Annotated in this window: 21 protein-coding genes; 7 read left to right on the top strand and 14 right to left on the bottom strand. The window is 65.0% G+C overall.

Going from position 1 to position 17,729, the window contains the following annotated elements; genetic code table 11:
* Positions 1-2: 2 nt before the first annotated feature.
* The 5 genes from ribH to glyA all read right to left on the bottom strand — a co-directional run bounded on the left by ribH (position 3) and on the right by glyA (position 4,356).
* Positions 3-494 (bottom strand): 6,7-dimethyl-8-ribityllumazine synthase, encoded by a 492-nt coding sequence (ribH, locus tag BMY71_RS11680; RefSeq protein ID WP_092683894.1) that lies wholly within the window; start codon positions 492-494, stop codon positions 3-5.
* Between the two features lie 139 nt (positions 495-633).
* Complete coding sequence (locus tag BMY71_RS11675) at positions 634-1,242, bottom strand: riboflavin synthase (protein ID WP_092683892.1); 609 nt, start codon at positions 1,240-1,242, stop codon at positions 634-636.
* 13 nt (positions 1,243-1,255) lie between these two features.
* Entirely contained in the window at positions 1,256-2,446 is a 1,191-nt protein-coding gene (gene ribD, locus BMY71_RS11670; protein ID WP_092683890.1) for a bifunctional diaminohydroxyphosphoribosylaminopyrimidine deaminase/5-amino-6-(5-phosphoribosylamino)uracil reductase RibD, read from the bottom strand.
* Positions 2,443-2,925 carry a transcriptional regulator NrdR gene (gene nrdR / locus BMY71_RS11665; protein WP_011503078.1) on the bottom strand — a complete coding sequence of 161 codons (483 nt, stop codon included), beginning with the start codon at positions 2,923-2,925 and terminating at the stop codon, positions 2,443-2,445. The genes ribD and nrdR overlap by 4 nt, the downstream gene beginning before the upstream one ends.
* Positions 2,926-3,054: 129 nt before the next feature.
* Entirely contained in the window at positions 3,055-4,356 is a 1,302-nt protein-coding gene (gene glyA, locus BMY71_RS11660; protein ID WP_092683888.1) for a serine hydroxymethyltransferase, read from the bottom strand.
* A gap of 261 nt (positions 4,357-4,617) precedes the next feature.
* On the opposite strand from glyA, the gene vapB reads away from it, so the two are divergent.
* Entirely contained in the window at positions 4,618-4,851 is a 234-nt protein-coding gene (gene vapB, locus BMY71_RS11655) for a type II toxin-antitoxin system VapB family antitoxin (RefSeq protein ID WP_011503076.1), read from the top strand.
* Entirely contained in the window at positions 4,851-5,249 is a 399-nt protein-coding gene (vapC, locus tag BMY71_RS11650; protein WP_011503075.1) for a type II toxin-antitoxin system tRNA(fMet)-specific endonuclease VapC, read from the top strand. The genes vapB and vapC overlap by 1 nt, the downstream gene beginning before the upstream one ends.
* A gap of 118 nt (positions 5,250-5,367) precedes the next feature.
* Here the strand turns inward: vapC and BMY71_RS11645 are convergent, their stop codons facing one another.
* The 7 genes from BMY71_RS11645 to BMY71_RS11615 form a co-directional block, all read right to left on the bottom strand.
* A complete protein-coding gene (locus BMY71_RS11645; protein WP_092683886.1) occupies positions 5,368-5,994 on the bottom strand; it encodes a glutathione S-transferase family protein in 627 nt (208 codons plus the stop codon).
* A 70-nt stretch (positions 5,995-6,064) separates the two neighbouring features.
* A complete protein-coding gene (locus BMY71_RS11640) occupies positions 6,065-6,271 on the bottom strand; it encodes a hypothetical protein (protein WP_011503073.1) in 207 nt (68 codons plus the stop codon).
* Positions 6,272-7,056: 785 nt separating this feature from the next.
* Positions 7,057-7,272: a hypothetical protein gene (locus tag BMY71_RS11635; protein WP_011503071.1), complete on the bottom strand. Its 216-nt coding sequence runs from the start codon at positions 7,270-7,272 to the stop codon at positions 7,057-7,059.
* A 16-nt stretch (positions 7,273-7,288) separates the two neighbouring features.
* Positions 7,289-7,516: a hypothetical protein gene (locus BMY71_RS11630; protein WP_011503070.1), complete on the bottom strand. Its 228-nt coding sequence runs from the start codon at positions 7,514-7,516 to the stop codon at positions 7,289-7,291.
* A 224-nt stretch (positions 7,517-7,740) separates the two neighbouring features.
* Complete coding sequence (ldtR, locus tag BMY71_RS11625) at positions 7,741-8,259, bottom strand: transcriptional regulator LdtR (RefSeq protein ID WP_011503069.1); 519 nt, start codon at positions 8,257-8,259, stop codon at positions 7,741-7,743.
* 330 nt (positions 8,260-8,589) lie between these two features.
* A complete protein-coding gene (locus tag BMY71_RS11620) occupies positions 8,590-10,155 on the bottom strand; it encodes an AMP-binding protein (RefSeq protein WP_092683884.1) in 1,566 nt (521 codons plus the stop codon).
* Between the two features lie 87 nt (positions 10,156-10,242).
* Positions 10,243-10,713, bottom strand: coding sequence for a DUF6163 family protein (locus tag BMY71_RS11615; protein ID WP_092683882.1), 471 nt, complete (start codon positions 10,711-10,713; stop codon positions 10,243-10,245).
* A 179-nt stretch (positions 10,714-10,892) separates the two neighbouring features.
* Here BMY71_RS11615 and hemB point away from each other — a divergent pair, with 179 nt between their 5' ends.
* The 3 genes from hemB (at position 10,893) to BMY71_RS11600 (ending at position 13,484) form a co-directional block, all read left to right on the top strand.
* Entirely contained in the window at positions 10,893-11,945 is a 1,053-nt protein-coding gene (hemB, locus tag BMY71_RS11610) for a porphobilinogen synthase (RefSeq protein WP_092683880.1), read from the top strand.
* 137 nt (positions 11,946-12,082) lie between these two features.
* Complete coding sequence (locus tag BMY71_RS11605; RefSeq protein ID WP_092683878.1) at positions 12,083-12,640, top strand: RDD family protein; 558 nt, start codon at positions 12,083-12,085, stop codon at positions 12,638-12,640.
* 70 nt (positions 12,641-12,710) lie between these two features.
* Entirely contained in the window at positions 12,711-13,484 is a 774-nt protein-coding gene (locus tag BMY71_RS11600; RefSeq protein ID WP_011503064.1) for an arginyltransferase, read from the top strand.
* Between the two features lie 89 nt (positions 13,485-13,573).
* Here BMY71_RS11600 and BMY71_RS11595 read toward each other — a convergent pair whose 3' ends face one another.
* Positions 13,574-14,851, bottom strand: coding sequence for an Nramp family divalent metal transporter (locus tag BMY71_RS11595; RefSeq protein ID WP_244526037.1), 1,278 nt, complete (start codon positions 14,849-14,851; stop codon positions 13,574-13,576).
* On the opposite strand from BMY71_RS11595, the gene BMY71_RS25255 reads away from it, so the two are divergent.
* Both BMY71_RS25255 and BMY71_RS11590 read left to right on the top strand, forming a co-directional pair.
* Positions 14,850-15,032 carry a hypothetical protein gene (locus BMY71_RS25255; protein WP_244526036.1) on the top strand — a complete coding sequence of 61 codons (183 nt, stop codon included), beginning with the start codon at positions 14,850-14,852 and terminating at the stop codon, positions 15,030-15,032. The two genes, BMY71_RS11595 and BMY71_RS25255, sit on opposite strands and share 2 nt — an antisense overlap.
* Positions 15,033-15,202: 170 nt before the next feature.
* Positions 15,203-15,397 (top strand): hypothetical protein, encoded by a 195-nt coding sequence (locus BMY71_RS11590; RefSeq protein WP_092683876.1) that lies wholly within the window; start codon positions 15,203-15,205, stop codon positions 15,395-15,397.
* 55 nt (positions 15,398-15,452) lie between these two features.
* Here BMY71_RS11590 and parC read toward each other — a convergent pair whose 3' ends face one another.
* Positions 15,453-17,714 (bottom strand): DNA topoisomerase IV subunit A, encoded by a 2,262-nt coding sequence (parC, locus tag BMY71_RS11585; protein WP_092683874.1) that lies wholly within the window; start codon positions 17,712-17,714, stop codon positions 15,453-15,455.
* Between the last annotated feature and the right edge of the window lie 15 nt (positions 17,715-17,729).

The raw sequence follows: 17,729 nt of genomic DNA, 5'->3' as shown, positions 1-17,729 counted from the left end.
CATCAGCCCCGCGCCAGCCGACGCTTGATCCGCAGCATCGCCAGTGCGGCGCGCGCGGCGTCGCCGCCCTTGTTGAGGTCGCCTGGCTTCGCCCGCGCCCAGGCCTGCTCGTCGGTGTTGACGGTGATAATACCGTTGCCGAGCGGGAACTTCCGCGCAACCGACAGGTCCATCAGCGCCCGCGCGGATTCCATCGAGACAATCTCGAAATGGATCGTCTCGCCGCGCACCACGCAGCCGAGCGCGATCGCTGCGTCATAGGGCTTGCCGTGGGCCTCGGCGGCGTCGATCGCGATCGCAACGGCGGCGGGAATCTCCAATGCGCCCGGTACGGTGAGCACGTCATGGCTCGCGCCGGCGGCCTTCAGCTCGGCCACCGCGCCTTCGAGCAGCGCGTCCTGGATGTCGTCATAGAACCGCGCCTCGACGATCAGCACGCGTGCGCCGGAGATGTCGGTCTGGTCTTTCAGGGGGGCGCGCCGCGCGTCTGCCATTCTGGTGCCTTGCCTTTGATCGTCATTGCCGGGCTCGACCCGGCAATCATCTTGTTCGGAAAGAGTATGATGCGTTCTTGTTAAGAGGATGGGTGCGCGGGTCAAGCCCGCGCATGACGAGCCGGGTTCCGGCTGCCACCTATTTCATTTCGCTCAACCGCGCGGCATAGCGCGCCATCAGGTCGACCTCGAGATTGACCTCGCTGCCCTGCTGCCAGCCCGACAGGATCGTCGCGCTCAGCGTGTGCGGAATGATCAGCACCGAGAACCGTGTGTCGTCGACGGTATTGACGGTCAGCGAGGTGCCGTCGAGCGTCACCGAGCCCTTGGCGGCGATGAAGCGCGCCAGCTCGCGCGAGGTCGACAGCGTGAACCGCGCCATGTCGGGCAGCTCCTCGCGCGACTCGATGGTGGCGATGCCGTCGACATGGCCGGTGACGATGTGGCCGCCGAGCTCGTCGCCGATCTTCAGAGCGCGCTCGAGATTGAGCCGCGTGCCGACGCCCCAATGCTTCGCGGTAGTCAGGCCGAGCGTCTCGGCGCCGGCGTCGACCTCGTACCAGGTGCGGCCGCCGGCGACGCCGGAGCCGACCACGGTCATGCAGACGCCGTTGCTGGCGATCGAGGCACCGTCGGCGATCGTGCTCTGGTCGAAGCTGCACAGAATGCGCAGCCGGTGCAGCTGGCCTTGCGCCACCGGCGTCAGTTTTTCGATCTCGCCGATGTCGGTGACAATGCCGGTGAACATAAGATGCGGGCTCTCAGGTGGGATCGTAAATCGTGAGGGTATCGGGCCCGAGGCGCTCGCTGTCGCGCACCCGCCAGCCGGACGATTGGGTGATGGTCGTGAGCGGCAGCCGGTCCAGCGCGTCGACGCCGTCGGCGCCGATCGTGGTCTCGCCGCGCAGCAGCCAGATTTCGTCGGCGAGGTTTTCCGAGACCAGGGCGCTCGCGACCCGCGCGCCGCCTTCGACCAGGAGCCGCGTGACGCCCTTTTCCGACAGCGCCGCCAGCACCGCGGCGAGATCGAGTCCGGGCCGGCTCTGTCCGTCTGTAATGCTCGGCCGGTCGGCGACGTGGATCACATGCGCCCCGGCCGCGCCGAGGCGCGTTGCGGCCGCCGCTTCCGCGACCTCGGAGGCGATCAGCCACAGCGGCGTCTGCCGCGCCGAATGCACCAGCTTACTGCCGCCGGGAATCCGCAAGCTGGGATCGAGCACCACGCGGATCGGCGACTGCTTCTCCATCCCGGGGAGCCGCACCGTCAATTCCGGATCGTCGGCCAGCACGGTGCCGATCCCGACCAGGATCGCGTCGGACTGCGCGCGCAGCAGGTGCACCCGCGCCCGGGTCTCCTCGCCGGTGATCGCCACCGGCTTGTGGCCGGCGCGCGCGATCTTGTCGTCGGTGGACACCGCGAGCTTGAGCACGACATGCGGCCGCCGGTCGCGCACGCGGCGAAAATGCCCGGCGTGATCGCGCGCGGCCTCCGCGGCGCAGAGGCCGACATCGACCGCGATCCCGGCGGCGCGGAGCTTGTCGTGGCCCTGGCCTGCCACCAGCGGATTGGGATCTTCGATCGCCGACACCACGCGGGTGATTCCTGCCGCGATCACGGCGTCAGCGCAGGGCGGCGATCGGCCGACATGCGAGCATGGCTCCAGCGTGACGTACAGCGTCGCCCCGCGCGCGGCCTCGCCGGCGCGCGCCAGCGCCTCGACCTCGGCATGGGGCCGGCCGCCGACCTCTGTCCAGCCGCGGCCGAGGATGACGCCGTCCTTCACGATCACCGCGCCGACCGCGGGGTTGGTGGCGGTGCGGCCGAGCCCGCGGCGGCCGAGTGTCAGCGCAAGCTGCATGAAGCGCAGATCGGCCGCGGCGGCTGCCGCCTTCCCGGCCTTTTCGACCCTGGCGCGTTCGGCATATTGGTCTTCGAGGATCCGGAAGATCATTTGCGGACCAGCGTCGGACGGGCCTCTTCCTCGCCGGACAATTCGCCCAGCACGGCTTCGAAGTCCTTCGCCTCGCGGAAATTGCGATAGACCGAGGCGAAGCGGACGTAAGCGACGTCGTCGAGCTTGCGCAAATGGTCCATCACGATCTCGCCGATGGTCTCCGACGAGATATCCGCCTCGCCGCTGCTCTCGAGTTCACGCACGATCGCCGAGACCAGCTGCTCGACCCGCTCCGGTTCGACCGGCCGCTTGCGCAAACTGATCTGCACCGAACGCACCAGCTTGTCGCGGTCGAACGGCACCCTTCGACCGTTGCGCTTGATCACCGTCAGCTCGCGCAACTGCACCCGCTCGAACGTCGTGAAGCGGAAGTTGCAGGCGATGCAGACGCGCCGCCGCCGGATCACCGAGGAATCCTCGGTGGGCCGGCTATCCTTCACCTGGGTGTCGAGGCTGTTGCAGTTCGGGCAGCGCATCTTCTAACCCCTGCTGTCATTGCCGGGCTTGACCCGGCAATCCATCATTTTGGGAAGAGAGATGGATGCCCGGATCAAGTCCGGGCATGACGCAGTCCATGCGGCGACGCATGCGCGTCCCATCAGCTCTTACTGATAAATCGGAAACCGGTCGGTCAAATCCTTCACCCGCTCCTTCACCGACGCCTCCACCAGCGGCGCGGTGCCATCGGGGGATTGTGCAATGGCGTTCAGCACTTCGGCGATCAGGTTCCCGACCTGCTTGAACTCGGCGACGCCGAATCCGCGGGTGGTCGCCGCCGGTGTCCCGAGCCGCAGACCCGAGGTCACGAACGGCTTCTCCGGGTCGAACGGAATACCGTTCTTGTTACAGGTGATGGCGGCGCGGACCAACGCCTTCTCGGAGACGTTGCCCTTCAGCCCCTTCGGCCGCAGATCGACCAGCATCAGATGGTTGTCGGTGCCGCCCGAGACCAGATCGAAGCCTGCTGCACGCAGCGTTTCCGCAAGCGCTTTAGCGTTCTCGATGACGTTCTTCGCGTAGACCTTGAAGTCCGGCTGGAGCGCTTCCTTGAACGCCACCGCCTTGGCGGCGATGACATGCATCAGCGGGCCGCCCTGCAGGCCGGGGAAGATCGCCGAGTTGAACTTCTTGGCCAGTGCCTCGTCATTGGTGAGGATCAGGCCACCGCGCGGGCCGCGCAGCGACTTGTGGGTGGTGGTGGTGCAGACATGGGCGTGCGGCACCGGCGAGGCATGGGCGCCGCCGGCGACCAGACCGGCGAAATGCGCCATGTCGACCATGAAATAGGCGCCGACGCTGTCGGCGATCTCGCGGAAGCGCTTGAAGTCCCAGGCCCGCGAATAGGCCGAGCCGCCGGCGATGATCAGCTTCGGCTTGGCCTCCTCGGCCAGCTTGGCGACCGCGTCCATGTCGATGATGCCGTCCTCGCGGCGCACGGTGTAGTGCACCGGCTTGAACCACTTGCCGCTCATATTGACGGTGGCGCCGTGGGTCAGATGCCCGCCGGCGGCGAGGTCGAGGCCCATGAAGGTGTCGCCGGGCTGCAGCAGCGCCAGGAACACCGCCTGGTTCATCTGGCTGCCGGAGTTCGGCTGGACGTTGGCGAAATTCGCGCCGAACAGCTTCTTGGCGCGCTCGATCGCCAGATTTTCGGCGACGTCGACGAATTCGCAGCCGCCGTAATAGCGCGCGCCCGGATAGCCCTCGGCGTATTTGTTGGTCATCACCGAGCCCTGCGCTTCCAGGACCGCGCGGCTGACGATGTTCTCGGAGGCGATCAGCTCGACCTCGTGGCGCTGACGGCCGAGTTCGCCCTTGATCGCCGCGGCGATCTCGGGATCAGCCTCAGTAAGCGAGGCGGAAAAGAAGCTGTCGGGCGCGGACGCGGTCTCGGCTGAATTGCTCATGGGCAAATATCTCCACCGCCGCCGCCCCTCCGGGGCGCGGGCGGTCATCAGGTGCGGTACGGAAGCGGCGGCTGCGCAATAGCATAGAAGGACCGGCGGGCCAAGGACACGGAACCAAGCATTTGCGGCAACCAGCCCCACGCAGCCCAGATATGGTGGATGAGAGGGGCTTGCAGGAGGGGTGAAATATCCGCGATCTCTTGCCGGGCGAGCGCACATGGAGTAGGTATATCCCGTACGGATATGCCACGGAGATCGGCAATGGCCAGTTCGACCGTTTTCACCAGCAACCGCAGTCAGGCGGTTCGCCTGCCCAAGGGCGTTGCCTTCCCCGACGGCGTGCACAAGGTCGACATCCTCAAGATCGGCCGCAGTCGCGTGATCGTTCCGCAAGGGCAACGCTGGGACGATTTCTTCCTGAACGGCCCGCGTGCCAGCGGCGACTTTCTCATCGAGCGCGAGCAGCCGCAGGCCGAAGAGCGCGAGCCGCTGTGATGCTCACCTACATGCTCGACACCAATATCTGCATCTACGTGATGAAGACCCACCCACCCTCCTTGCGCGAGAAATTCAACGCGCTGGCGGAGCAGCTCTGCATCTCGAGTATTACGCTCGGCGAACTGTTCTACGGCGCGGAGAAATCCGCTCGTCGTACCGAGAATCTCACCACGATCGCACATTTCACGGCGCGTCTGGAAGTTCTGCCCTTCGCCGACAAGGCCGCCGCGCATTATGGCCAGGTCCGCGCCGAACTTGAACGCGCCGGCACGCCCTGCGGCCCTCACGACATGCAGATCGGCGGCCACGCGCGCAGCGAGGGACTGATCGTTGTCACCAACAACATGCGGGAGTTTGCGCGAATGCCGGGGGTGCGGACGGAGAATTGGGTGTGAATGTCGTAGCCCGCATAAGCGAGGACAGGATTGTGTTTTCTGACCTACCCCTTCGGCAATAACTCAAACCGACTCTCGGAATTGATGGGTTACGCCAACGTTGTGTGCGCCACGCCCCTCACCCCATCCGATAAGCCCCGCCCTTCTCCACGCTCCGCCGGAACGCCGGCCGCGCGTGCATCCGCGCGATCCAGGCGGCCAGCTCCGGATACGTCCCGAGCCGGCCGAACGATCCGGCGAGTTCGGCGACGAAGCTCATCATGATGTCGGCGCCGGTCAGGCTGTCGCCGACGAAGAACTGCCGGCCCTTCAGCGCTCCCTCGATGAACTCGAGGTGGTTGGCGATCTCGCTGTCGATGCGGGGCTGCAGCGGGGCGGCGGCGTCTTTCAGGCGGCTGGTGTAGAGCTGCAGCATCAGCGGCAGCATCGCCGAGCCCTCGGCGTAGTGCAGCCATTCCTGATAGGCCTCGAACGCAGGCGTGCTTTCCGCGGGCCGCAGCCCGCTGCCCGCGCCGTAGCGGCGCAGGATGGCGTCGACGATCGCGCCGGACTCCACCAGCGTCAGATCGCCGTCGGTGATCACCGGCGACTTGCCGAGCGGATGCACCGCTTTCAGCTCCGGCGGCGCCAGCCGGGTCGTGGCGTCGCGCTGATAGCGCTTCAGCTCATACGGCGTGCCGAGTTCTTCCAGCAGCCAGAGGATGCGCTGCGAGCGGCTATCGTTGAGATGGTGAAGCGTCAGCATGGGGACCTTCCGGGATGTCGGCGGAGGGCCGCGCGAACGCCGCGGCCGTCGCATCCAACGCGGCGCGGCCTCACATCGTTTCCTGCTTCGCGCCGCATTCCTTGCAGACATAGGCGACGCGGGTGACGCCCTTCGGCGCCTTGACCTTGTTGGGCGCGCCGCATTTGCCGCAGGTCACCATCAGCACGGTGTCGCCCTGCTTCACCGTCACGTTGCGCTTCGCCATCGCCTCGCGCATCAGCCGTTCGGCCTCCTCGCGCATCGCCTTCTTGTCCATGCCGCAACCTTGCTCCTGAAATGTCCCGGGCCTTTTAGCGCACCGATGCGACGGCGCGGCATGAATCTCGGGCGGCGTCACGAAATCCGGTTGACAGACGGCGCAAACTAGGATTATTTACCCATTGTCGTGTCCGTGAGGGGCGCTTCTCGAGGGCGCTTGTGAAGCGGGACAGATCACGCGGCTGGGCAACCAGCCGGGTCAATGGCCGGGCGGAGCCATCTGTGGCGAAGCCTGGTTGGATGCGGCGCCTGCGGTCGTGCCTCGCAAGCATGATCCCCGGCGGCTTTGGGGAGCGGTCCGGGCCCACTATTGAGGCTCTGCCACTCACGATGGCTGTACGCGCCCAGCAAGCGGCGGGGAAACCTGTCGGGACGCTGCGGCCGGAAGAACCGTCCCGAAGCCGGAAAAAGCCGCGGTGGGCGCGCCGTCGAGGCGAGCGCGAAAGGCTCTCGAGCCGATCGCGAGAACCACCATCATCCGCGCCTCGCGGCGCGCCCCCCGCCCCTCGCGACTGCGAGGGGTTCAAACCTCGGGCTCATCAGAGCCGCGGGAAGGCTTCGGCATGGCTGTTTGACAATCTGATCGCGATCGTGTCGAGCGCCCGCCCGACCACGCCGTCATCATCAGGCGTGATTGCCGCGGGCCTCAGAGGATGGGCCGCGCAATCGGCCACCACAGCGCTCTTGAAGCGCCTCAGTCGAGGCTCCTGCAAAGACGCCGATCGCCGGGAGGATTTCAACCAACCCGGCGACCAGACGCATCATCATATCACGGTGACCGGTTTAGAGGCCGGTGTAGCCAGCTTTGACCGGGTCATTGCTGCCGTCGAGTTCGCGCAGATACACGAGACCGCACACGGTCAGACGATTGTCGTCGGTTTCTCCGGCCTCGAACAGCGTGCGGATGTAGTTCTCAACCTTGGCTTGCGCGTCCTGCGCGGCTTCGCTGCTGGTCAGCAGGCCGTAAGTCTGGATCACGCGGTCGATAGCTCGTTGCATGCAGGCGCCTCTCAATTCATGCCGCGATCTTCGCGGATTCGAAAACGGAAATGGCCTTGTTGGCCAGCTTGATCGGGTTGGTCTCGCCGCGATGGAACATCTGCACGATCAGCTCCAGCAGCGGATCGAAGGTTGTCGTGTTGTCGGCAATCGCTCCGGTGCGGCGCAGATAATTGGCCGCGATGTCATATGCTCGTCCGATCACATCGATGTTCATGATCCGCAATCCTCGTTCGACCAGCATCGCCCTCTCCAGCGGCTTTGCAGTTGACAAGCCTCGGCGGCCCGAAAAGTTCCCGTCCGGGGCCCGGGAAATTTCCGCGGCGCAAGAAAAAATCGGCTCCCCTTGCGGAGAGCCGATGACGAAGACGACGGACCTGGAGATGAACGAGAGCGCGCGTGCCTGCCTCGTTTGGGCAGCGCCTGGCGTGATGCCGGCGGCGTCGGCGCGCTCCCGGATCGGGAGACTCAGAGGCGGTACAGAATCTGGTCGGTCCAGAACCGCTCGAGGCGGTGCAGCGACTTGTTCAGCGTGGCGAACTCCTCGCTGGAAATGCCGCCGACCTGCTCCACCGTCCTGACGTGCTTCTGATACAGCGCGTCGACGATGTGGCGGACCTCCTGGCCCTGCGCGGTCAGCCGGATCCGCACCGAGCGTCGGTCGACGCGGGAGCGCTGATGATCGAGGAAGCCGAGTTCGACCAGCTTCTTCAGATTGTAGGAAACGTTGGAGCCGAGGTAGTAACCGCGCGTGCGTAGTTCGCCGGCGGTCAGCTCCTTGTCGCCGATGTTGTAGAGCAGCAGCGCCTGCACCGAGTTGATATCGGCGCGACCGCGGCGATCGAACTCGTCCTTGATGACGTCGAGCAGCCGGCGGTGCAGCCGCTCCACCAGAGTGAGAGCCTCGAGATAGAGCGGCTGGACCGGCGCTTGTCCTGCAACTGCAGGCGCGGCGGTTTCGGCTGCCGTGGCAACGGCTTTGATCATGACACGTCCCCTGTCGTCTTTTTTGATCGACTTATTCGACGAAACTTGTGTCCCGTCTGATAGGTCCAACTTAAGGGGCGCGTTTGAACATCAGCTTAAATAAGACAATAAAGAGATCATGAATTTAAGAGAGTGAATCGCGGATTAAGCCTGCAAATCGGCCACTTCTCGCAACCTTTCATTGACGGATGAGGCCGGATTCGAGGGTCTCATCGCCGCCGCTGTCGCATTTGAGAACAGCTTCATTCGAATTCGAAAGATTCCTGTAACGGACATGACCGAACCCTTTAAGGTGACCGGAACCTTACCTTTCGCAATTCGACGAAAACTTTACGCGACGCCGCGCGTGCGTCCTTCCCAATACGGCGCGCGCAAGACCTTGCGATCGATCTTGCCGAGACCCGTCACCGGAATCGTCGCGACGAACTCGATCGATTTCGGCGACCACGGCGCGCCGCGCTTGGCCTTCACATGCGCTTGCAGTTCCGCGGCGTCGTTGTTGGCGCCGGGCTTGAGCACGACGTAAGCCTTCACCGCCTCGCCCCATTTGTCGTCGGGCACGCCGATCACCGCGGCGGAGGCGACGGCGTGATGCGCCATCAGCGCGTCCTCGACTTCGCGCGGATAGATGTTGAAGCCGCCGGAGATGATCATGTCCTTGGTGCGATCGACGATGTACAAGTAACCATCGGCGTCCTTCACAGCGACGTCGCCGGTGTGCAGCCAGCCGCCGCGGAACGCCTCTTCGGTGGCGTCGGGACGTTTCCAGTAGCCGTCCATCACCAGCGTGCCGCGCACGCAGATTTCGCCGGGTTCGCCGATTCCGACCTCGCGCATCTCGGAATCGAACAGCTTGACGTCGAGCAGCGGGCTCGGACGTCCGCACGATCCGAGCCGGCCGGGCTTGGAATCATCGTGATCGATCTTGCGCATCGTGGTGATGCATTGCGGCGCTTCGGTCTGGCCGTAGAGCTGCACGAACACCGGACCGAAGATCTTGATGCCTTCGCGCAGCCGGTCGGGCGACATCGGGGCCGCGCCATAGACGATCATGTCGAGCGACGACAGATCATGGCGCGCCCTCACCTGCGGCGCGTCGATCAGCGCGTAGATCAGCGTCGGCACCAGGAAGGCGGCAGTGATCTTCTCTTCGGCGACGACACGACAATAGGATTCGATCTCGAAGCCCTGCACCAGCCGTGTGAACCCGCCGCGCATCATCACCGGATAGACGGTCACGCCGGCGGCATGGCTGATCGGGGTCGCGGCGAGATAACGGATCTCCGCCGGCCAGTCCCAGTCGGTATAGAGGATCACGGCCATCGTCGTCAGCGCGCGATGCGGGATCATCACGCCCTTGGAGCGGCCTGTAGTGCCGCCGGTGTAAGCGAGCCAGGCGATATCCGACGTCACGCTCTCGTCGACCAGCGGCGCCGCTTCGACGCTGTCGAAGCCGGCCAGCAGATCCCGCGCGCCCTCGACCGCGCCGAACGACAACAGATGCTTCAGACCGGGCACACGGCTGCGGATCGTCAGCCCGCGCGCGGCGAACTTGCCGCTCTCGACAATCAGCGCGTCGATCTCGGCATCCTCGATGATGAAGGCGTGGTCGTCCTCGGCGGCCATCGGATGCAGCGGCGTGTAGCGCAGGCCCATCACCGTCGCGGCCGAAATCGCAGCCCAGGATTCGGCGCGGTTCGACGACAGAATCGACAGCGCGCTGCCTTTGGTGAGGCCGACGGCGCGGAACAGCGTGATGAAGCGGCCGACGGCCTCGCCGAATTCGCGATAGGTCCAGCGCAGATTGTCGTCGGCGATCGCCGGCCGGTCGCCATAGCGCGCGACCGCGTTGACGATCAGGCTGCCGCCGGTTCCGCCGGAATGAAGCTGGTTCATGGTGCCCTTCCCCTTTTCTTCTTGTGAATTGTTGTTGTCCGTGCCGCCCGGTACGTTGCGGCCGCGGCGGAATGCATCGCTTGAGCTCTATGGCGGCCGTTCGCGGGCGGCCATCCAGGCCAGCGCCAGATAGGCCGCGAGCAGCAGCGCCTCGGCCGAGACGATCAGCAGGCTGCCGCCATAGATCGCCGGGAACATCAATTCGATCACCGCCATCGACACCACTGTGGTCAGCCACACGACGGCGCCCCAAGGCGTCGCCAGCCACAGCCCGATCGCGGCAACCAGTTCGATCACCGCGAAATAGACCGTCGCGGTCTGCCAGGCCATCGACTGGACCTCGAAGGCGTCATCCTCGCCGCCGATGAAGCCGGTGATCTGCGCCCAGTGATAGAGTCCCTTGCAGATCGAGATCACCGCCATCACGCGCAGGAACAGGACGAGCCGCTGGGTCCAGTCGTTCTCGTGCTGCTCGTCGCGCTCGGGCGCGATCGCCGCGACCCCGATCGAGGGGTCGCGCGGGGCGTGTTCGCGCGACGACGACTGGGTTTCGGACATGCGGCTCGCTGCTCGGCGGTGGTCGATGGGCGAGTCTTGGCCCGCCGTGGCGGCAAAATCAATCGGCTGTGATCGCAGCGGGCGCGGCCTATTGCGCCAAATCAACAGCGCAGTGACGCGGCAATGCCAAAATGCTAGTTTGAAGCATCAGTTGGACGCCTGCAGGGAGAGTTGGCAACATGGCGATCAAATTCGGCCGTCCCATCGAAATGCGCGACCCCGCCCCCCGGCCGTCCGCCCCTGCCCTCGATCTGACTGTGCGCCCGCGGCGCAATCGCAAGACCGAATGGGCCCGCCGGCTGGTTCGCGAGAATTGCGTCACCACGGATGACCTGATCTGGCCGCTGTTCGTCGTCGAAGGCAGCAACCAGCGCGTCCCGATCCCCTCGATGCCCGGCGTCGAGCGGCTCAGCATCGACCAGGTGGTGCGTGCCGCAGAGCGCGCGGTCCGATTGGAGATCCCTTGCCTCGCGCTGTTTCCCTACACCGACCCGACGCTGCGTGACGAGCACGGCACGGAAGCGACCAACGCCGAGAATCTGGTGTGCCGCACCGTGCGCGCCATCAAGAACGAATTCCCCGAACTCGGCGTGCTGTGCGACGTCGCGCTCGACCCGTTCACGAGCCACGGCCATGACGGGCTGATCCAGGACGGCTGCATCCTCAACGACGAGACCGTCGCGGTGCTGGTCCGGCAGTCGCTGGTGCAGGCCGAGGCCGGCTGCGACGTGATCGCGCCGTCGGACATGATGGACGGCCGCATCGGTGCGATCCGCGCAGGCCTCGACGCCGCCGGCTTCCAGGACGTGCAGATCATGGCCTATGCGGCGAAATACGCCTCCGCGTTCTACGGCCCGTTCCGCGATGCGATCGGCTCGGCCAAGGCGCTGACCGGCGACAAGCGCACCTATCAGATGGATCCGGCCAACACCGACGAGGCGATCCGCGAGGTCGAACTCGATCTCGCCGAGGGCGCCGACATGGTGATGGTCAAGCCCGGCATGCCTTATCTCGACATCGTGCGTCGCGTGAAGGAGACCTTCGCGGTGCCGACCTTCGCCTATCAGGTGTCGGGCGAGTACGCGATGATTGCTGCGGCGGCGAACAATGGCTGGCTCGACGGCGAGCGCGCGATGATGGAAAGCCTGCTCGGCTTCAAGCGCGCCGGCGCCGATGGCGTGCTCACCTACTTCGCCCCGCAAGCGGCCGAGAAGCTGAAGAAGCAGGGCTGAACTCCCGATTGATTGCTTCCCGCGTCCGGTTTCCCGCGGTCGATTGCTGCTTTGTAATGTTGTGACGGCCTTGCAAGGTGTGCGGGCCGTCGCCATGTCGAACGGCGTTGTCGTTTTCCTAGCGGGGAGCAAGGGTCATGTCTGACGACGGTTCGAACGGGCCTGGTGCGCGTGGAAATGCCGGCTGGAGCGGCGGTGAAGACGACGGGCGGTCGGATGCCTTCGATCCCTGGCGCAATCCCGAGCTGTTCCAGGGCGTGCTTAGCAAGCGCGTATTCGCCTTCCTGATCGATCTGGTTGTGCTCTCGATCCCGGTGGTGCTCGCAATCGTCTTCATCACGGTGTTTGGCGTGATCACGCTGGGCCTGGGCTGGACGCTGTTCTGGATCGTGTCGCCGGCCTCGGTGATCTGGGCGCTGATCTACTACGGCGCTTCGCTCGGCGGGCCGCATTCAGCGACGATCGGGATGCGGGCGCTCGGCATCGAGATGGCGACCTGGACCGGCGAGCCCGGCTATTTCGTGCTCGGCGCCGTGCACGCCTTCCTGTTCTGGCTGTCGCTGTCGATGCTCACCCCGCTGGTGCTGCTGGTCGGACTGTTCAACGGCCGCCGCCGGCTGCTGCACGACATCTTGCTCGGAACCGTAATTATCAACAGCACGGCGCTGGCGCCGCAGACCGCGCGCTCATATTGAGCCGCAAAGGCGATTGACCGAACACGGCCGTGGCGCGATGCTGTGTCACGTTGGAGGTTGACGGACCGACGTGACTCAGCACTCGCGCGACACCCCGCAGTTCTATCTGACGGCCCCCTCGCCATGCCCGTATCTGCCGGGCCGGCACGAGCGCAAGGTGTTCACCCATCTGGTCGGCAACAAGGCCGGCGAGCTCAACGACCTTCTCACCCACGGCGGCTTCCGGCGCAGCCAGTCGATCGCCTACCGGCCGGCCTGCGACCAGTGCCGGTCCTGCGTCTCGGTCCGGGTGATCGCCAACGAATTCCGGGCCTCGCGCAACCAGCGCAAAATTCTTGCCCGCAATGCCGACATCGTCGGCGAGCAGCGCAATCCGGTGCCGACCTCCGAGCAATATTCCGTGTTCCGCGCCTATCTCGACCAGCGCCATCGTCATGGCGGCATGGCCGACATGACTGTTCTGGACTACGCGATGATGGTGGAGGACAGCCACGTCGAGACCCGGATCATCGAATATCGCAAGCGCACCCTCGACACCGGCATCACCGGCCGCGGCGGCGATCTGGTCGCGGCGGCGCTGACCGACGTGCTCAATGACGGGCTGTCGATGGTGTACTCGTTCTACGAGCCCGGCGAACAAAACCGATCGCTCGGCACCTTCATGATCCTCGATCACATCGCCCGCGCCCGCCGGCTCGGCCTGCCTTACGTCTATCTCGGCTACTGGATCGAAGGCTCGAAGAAGATGGACTACAAGGGCCGCTATCTGCCGCAACAGCGGCTCGCGCCGAGCGGCTGGATCCGGGTCGATGCATCGGGCGAGTATCCCGAGCCGCAGGACTGATACCAATCAATTTCGCTCGCTGCGCATTTGCGCGGCGTCATCCTGAAGTGCGAGCGAAGCGAGCCTCAAGGATGACGATGTGCACAGTGTCACGACCCGCCGGTGGCGAAGTCGTAGACCAGCTTCATATTCAGCGCGATGATGATGACGGCGATCACGACCGCAGCGGCTGTCAGCCAGCGCGGCGCGACGAATACGCCCATCTTGGCCCGGCTTGCGGTGAACAGCACCAGCGGCACCACGGCAAACGGCAGCTGCAGGCTCAGCACCACCTGACTGAGGATCAGCAACTGGCCGGTCGCTTTCTCGCCCGCCCACAGCGTCACGCCGACAGCCGGCACGATCGCGATCATCCGCGTCACCATCCGGCGCAGCCACGGCGCGATCTTGATCTCGATGAAGCCTTCCATCACGATCTGCCCCGCCAGCGTCGCGGTGATCGTCGAGTTGAGGCCGCAGCAGAGCAGCGCGATGCCGAACAGCGTCGGCGCCAGCGTCGAGCCGAGCAGCGGCGCGAGGAAGGCGTGCGCCTGATCGAGTTCGGCGATGTCGGTCTTGCCGGCGTGGTGGAAGGTCGCCGCCGCGAGGATCAGGATCGAGGCGTTGATGGTCAGCGCAAGGCACAGCGCCAGCGTCGAGTCGATGGTCGCGAGCTTGATGGCTTCGCGCTTCGACGCGACATCGTCGCGATAGCCGCGGGTCTGCACCAGTCCGGAATGCAGGTACAGATTATGCGGCATCACCGTGGCGCCGAGGATGCCGAGCGCCAGATACAGCATCTCCGGATTGCGCAGGATCTGTGTGGTCGGTGCGAAGCCGCGGATCACCGCGCCCCAATCCGGATCGGCCATCGCGATCTGGATCGCGAAGCAGGCCGCGATCACGCCGAGCAGCGCGACCACGAAAGCCTCGATCCAGCGGAAGCCGAACGCCTGCAGCGCCAGGATCAGGAACACGTCGGCAGCCGTAATGATGACGCCGAGTTCGAGCGGAATGCCGAATAGCAGGTTGAGCCCGATCGCGGTGCCGATCACCTCGGCGAGATCGGTCGCGGTGATCGCGATTTCCGCCGTGAGCCATAGCGGCCAGGACGCCCATTTCGGATAGGCGTCGCGGCAAGCCTGGGCGAGATCGCGTCCGGCGCCGACCCCGAGCCGCGTACACAGCGACTGCAAGATGATCGCCATGATGTTGGAGACCAAAGCGACGGTCAGCAGCGCGTAGCCGAACTTCGAGCCGCCGGCGAGCGACGTGGCCCAGTTGCCGGGGTCCATATAGCCGACCGCGACCAGATAGCCGGGGCCGAGAAAGGCGATCAGCTTGCGTCCGAACGAGCCGCTCGCCCGGGTCGGGACGGAGCCGAACATGCCCGACAGCGACGGCTCGCTGCGAGCCGAGCGCCACCCGCCCGGTGCAGCCTCAGGCGGCAGCAGCGGCGGATCCGGGCTCGGTCGAGGCGTTCGCGCGTCCATCCCATCAGACTGGATGATTCTGATCCTTTTTGCAAGTGACTTGCAACTGCAACTGAATACCTATCCTTCCATTTGACCCGCGATTCGTCCGAACATGGTGGTAAACCCGCCGGTGCAGTTCAATGATCCGCAACAACGATTGCGAGGGGCCCTGAGTTGCTTGAGCGACGAACGCTCATTCGCGCGCAGTTTTCACCGACGCCATTGCGCTTTCCTCGAGGCGCTTTTTTGCGCACAACAGCGGCCATGCAAAACCAGCCCGACCAGCCCATATCCTTCGGCGGCCTGCTGCGCTGGGCGATCACGCCCCCGCAATCCTACGTCGTCTATTTTCTCTGCGTCGTGCTGGTCGGCGGTCTGTCGTTCTATGTCGGTACGCTAAAGCCGAACCGGCATCCCACCCTCGTTCCGCCGCCGGCGAGCGCTCCACATTCCAAATAGCCGAAGTTCAAAACAGCCAATGCCCTAAAGAGTGATCACGCCGCTGGCGCCGCGATCACTCGATGCCGCGGCCGAATTTGTTCGACTTCGGGAAGCCCTTCGGCGGCAACCGGCCGGCGTCGGCGCGATTGCCGCGCCACTCGGCCAAGTCCTTCATGGTCGCGCTGAACTCGCGTCCGGCGGAATCGCGCCAGCTCAGACCCTGCTTGGACACGAAAGTGGCGATGTCGGACAGGCCGCCGTCCTTGTACTTCTGCAGCCGCACGCCGCGGCCACGGGTCATTTCCGGCACCTGATCCATCGGGAAGATCAGCATCTTCCGGTTCTCGCCGATCACCGCGACACTGTCGCTGCCTTCGCCGACGACGGTCAGCGCCCTCGCCTCGTTCGGCATGTCGACATTGATGATCTGCTTGCCCTTGCGGGTGGTGCCGACGCAATCATCCTCGCCGACGATGAAGCCCTGGCCGTCATGGCTGGCGATCAGGAATTTGCGGCCGCCCTTGTACACGAACACCGCGACGATCGCGGCGTCCTGCTCCATGTCGATGAACATCCGGATCGGCTCGCCGTGCCCGCGGCCGCCCGGCAGCTTGGCGACGTCGAGCGAGTAGAAGCGACCGTTGGTCGCCAGCAGAAGCAGCTTCGAGGTGGTTTCTGCGAAGAACGATTGCCCGAGCCTGTCGTCCTGCTTGAAGTTCAACCCCGACAGATCTTCGACATGGCCTTTCAGCGTGCGCACCCAACCCTTGTCGGAGATCACGACAGTGACCGGCTCGCGCTCGACGAAGGCCTCCTCGATCGCCGCCAGATCATGCTCGGGCGCGTCCGCGAACTGCGTGCGGCGCTTGCCGAGCGGCGTCTTCGGTCCGAAAATCTCGCGCACCTTGCGGACCTGCTCGCCGACCTTGGCCCACTGCTCGGTCTCGGATTTCAGAATCGCGTTGATGCCCTTGAGCTCCGCGCGGAGGTTCTTGTCCTCGGTGCGGATCTCGAATTCCTCGAGCTTGCGCAAGCTGCGCAGCCGCATGTTGAGGATCGCTTCGGCCTGGATGTCGGTGAGACTGAAGGTCTTCATCAGGACGGGCTTGGGCTCGTCCTCGTTGCGGATGATCTTGATCACCTTGTCGATGTTCAGATAGGCGATCAGGTAGCCGCCGAGCACTTCCAGCCGGTGCTCGATCTGCGCCTTGCGATAGTTCGAGCGGCGCAGCAACACGTCGCGCAGGTGGTCCAGCCATTCGCGCAGGCACTCGGCGAGGCCGAGCACCTTGGGGATGCGGCCTTTGACCAGCACGTTGAGATTGAGCGGGATGCGGCTCTCGAGCTCGGTCAGCCGGAACAGCGACTCCATCATCAGTTCGGGATCGACCGTGCGCGACTTCGGCTCGATCACGACGCGGACGTCCTCAGCGGATTCGTCGCGGATATCGCCGACCAGCGGCAGCTTCTTCTCGTTGAGGAGTTCGGCGATCTTTTCGATCAGTCGAGATTTCTGCACGAGCCACGGAATCTCGGTGACCACCACCGCCCAGGTGCCGCGCGCGCCCTCTTCCTGCGCCCATTTGGCGCGGGTGCGGAATGCGCCGCGGCCCGTCGTATAGGCCTCGGCGATGCTCTCCTTGGAGTCGATGACGATGCCGCCGGTCGGGAAGTCCGGTCCCTTGACGAAGCGCAGCAGCGCCTTCGATTTGGCGTCCGGCTTTTCGATCAGATGCAGCGCGGCGTCGCAGAGTTCGGCGGCGTTGTGCGGCGGGATCGCCGTCGCCATGCCGACCGCGATGCCCTGCGCACCGTTGGCGAGCAAATTCGGGAAGCCTCCGGGCAGCACCATCGGCTCTTTCGACTGGCCATCGTAGTTGGGCCGGAACGCAACGCCGTCCTCATCGATGCCGTCGAGCAGAAGCCGCGCGACGTCGGTCATGCGCGCTTCGGTGTAGCGATAGGCGGCCGGATTATCGCCGTCGATATTGCCGAAATTGCCTTGGCCGTCGACCAGCGGATAGCGCGACGAGAAGTCCTGAGCGAGCCGCACCAGCGCGTCGTAGATCGACTGGTCGCCATGCGGATGGAACGAACCCATCACGTCGCCGACGATCTTGGCGGATTTCTTGAATGGCGTGCCGGGATCGAGCCGCAGCAGCCGCATCCCGTAGAGGATGCGGCGATGCACCGGCTTCAACCCGTCGCGGGCGTCCGGCAATGCGCGATGCATGATGGTCGAGAGCGCATAAGCGAGGTAGCGCTCTTCGAGCGCCTCGCGAAGCTGCACGTCGTGAATCTCCGCCGGCTCCGGCGGAATCAGTCGTTTTCCCATGGCGACGGGTTAGCC

Origin of the sequence: Rhodopseudomonas pseudopalustris (assembly GCF_900110435.1) — a bacterium.
In the GTDB taxonomy this organism is placed as follows: Bacteria; Pseudomonadota; Alphaproteobacteria; order Rhizobiales; family Xanthobacteraceae; genus Rhodopseudomonas; species Rhodopseudomonas pseudopalustris.
Note: the sequence above shows the minus strand (reverse complement) of the source record. Positions and strands in the feature narration are given on the sequence as shown.

Bases quoted from the DNA above. Each gene is read 5' to 3' on its own strand.
- glyA (WP_092683888.1), bottom strand. From the start codon at position 4,356: ATGAGCAATTCAGCCGAGACCGCGTCCGCGCCCGACAGCTTCTTTTCC.
- BMY71_RS11675 (WP_092683892.1), bottom strand. From the start codon at position 1,242: ATGTTCACCGGCATTGTCACCGACATCGGCGAGATCGAAAAACTGACG.
- BMY71_RS11640 (WP_011503073.1), bottom strand. From the start codon at position 6,271: ATGGACAAGAAGGCGATGCGCGAGGAGGCCGAACGGCTGATGCGCGAG.
- BMY71_RS11605 (WP_092683878.1), top strand. From the start codon at position 12,083: ATGTCTGACGACGGTTCGAACGGGCCTGGTGCGCGTGGAAATGCCGGC.
- BMY71_RS11615 (WP_092683882.1), bottom strand. From the start codon at position 10,713: ATGTCCGAAACCCAGTCGTCGTCGCGCGAACACGCCCCGCGCGACCCC.
- hemB (WP_092683880.1), top strand. From the start codon at position 10,893: ATGGCGATCAAATTCGGCCGTCCCATCGAAATGCGCGACCCCGCCCCC.
- BMY71_RS11635 (WP_011503071.1), bottom strand. From the start codon at position 7,272: ATGCAACGAGCTATCGACCGCGTGATCCAGACTTACGGCCTGCTGACC.
- BMY71_RS25255 (WP_244526036.1), top strand. From the start codon at position 14,850: ATGCCCGACAGCGACGGCTCGCTGCGAGCCGAGCGCCACCCGCCCGGT.
- BMY71_RS11595 (WP_244526037.1), bottom strand. From the start codon at position 14,851: ATGTTCGGCTCCGTCCCGACCCGGGCGAGCGGCTCGTTCGGACGCAAG.
- BMY71_RS11590 (WP_092683876.1), top strand. From the start codon at position 15,203: ATGCAAAACCAGCCCGACCAGCCCATATCCTTCGGCGGCCTGCTGCGC.
- vapB (WP_011503076.1), top strand. From the start codon at position 4,618: ATGGCCAGTTCGACCGTTTTCACCAGCAACCGCAGTCAGGCGGTTCGC.
- BMY71_RS11630 (WP_011503070.1), bottom strand. From the start codon at position 7,516: ATGCTGGTCGAACGAGGATTGCGGATCATGAACATCGATGTGATCGGA.
- ribH (WP_092683894.1), bottom strand. From the start codon at position 494: ATGGCAGACGCGCGGCGCGCCCCCCTGAAAGACCAGACCGACATCTCC.
- ldtR (WP_011503069.1), bottom strand. From the start codon at position 8,259: ATGATCAAAGCCGTTGCCACGGCAGCCGAAACCGCCGCGCCTGCAGTT.
- parC (WP_092683874.1), bottom strand. From the start codon at position 17,714: ATGGGAAAACGACTGATTCCGCCGGAGCCGGCGGAGATTCACGACGTG.
- nrdR (WP_011503078.1), bottom strand. From the start codon at position 2,925: ATGCGCTGCCCGAACTGCAACAGCCTCGACACCCAGGTGAAGGATAGC.
- BMY71_RS11620 (WP_092683884.1), bottom strand. From the start codon at position 10,155: ATGAACCAGCTTCATTCCGGCGGAACCGGCGGCAGCCTGATCGTCAAC.
- BMY71_RS11645 (WP_092683886.1), bottom strand. From the start codon at position 5,994: ATGCTGACGCTTCACCATCTCAACGATAGCCGCTCGCAGCGCATCCTC.
- ribD (WP_092683890.1), bottom strand. From the start codon at position 2,446: ATGATCTTCCGGATCCTCGAAGACCAATATGCCGAACGCGCCAGGGTC.
- vapC (WP_011503075.1), top strand. From the start codon at position 4,851: ATGCTCACCTACATGCTCGACACCAATATCTGCATCTACGTGATGAAG.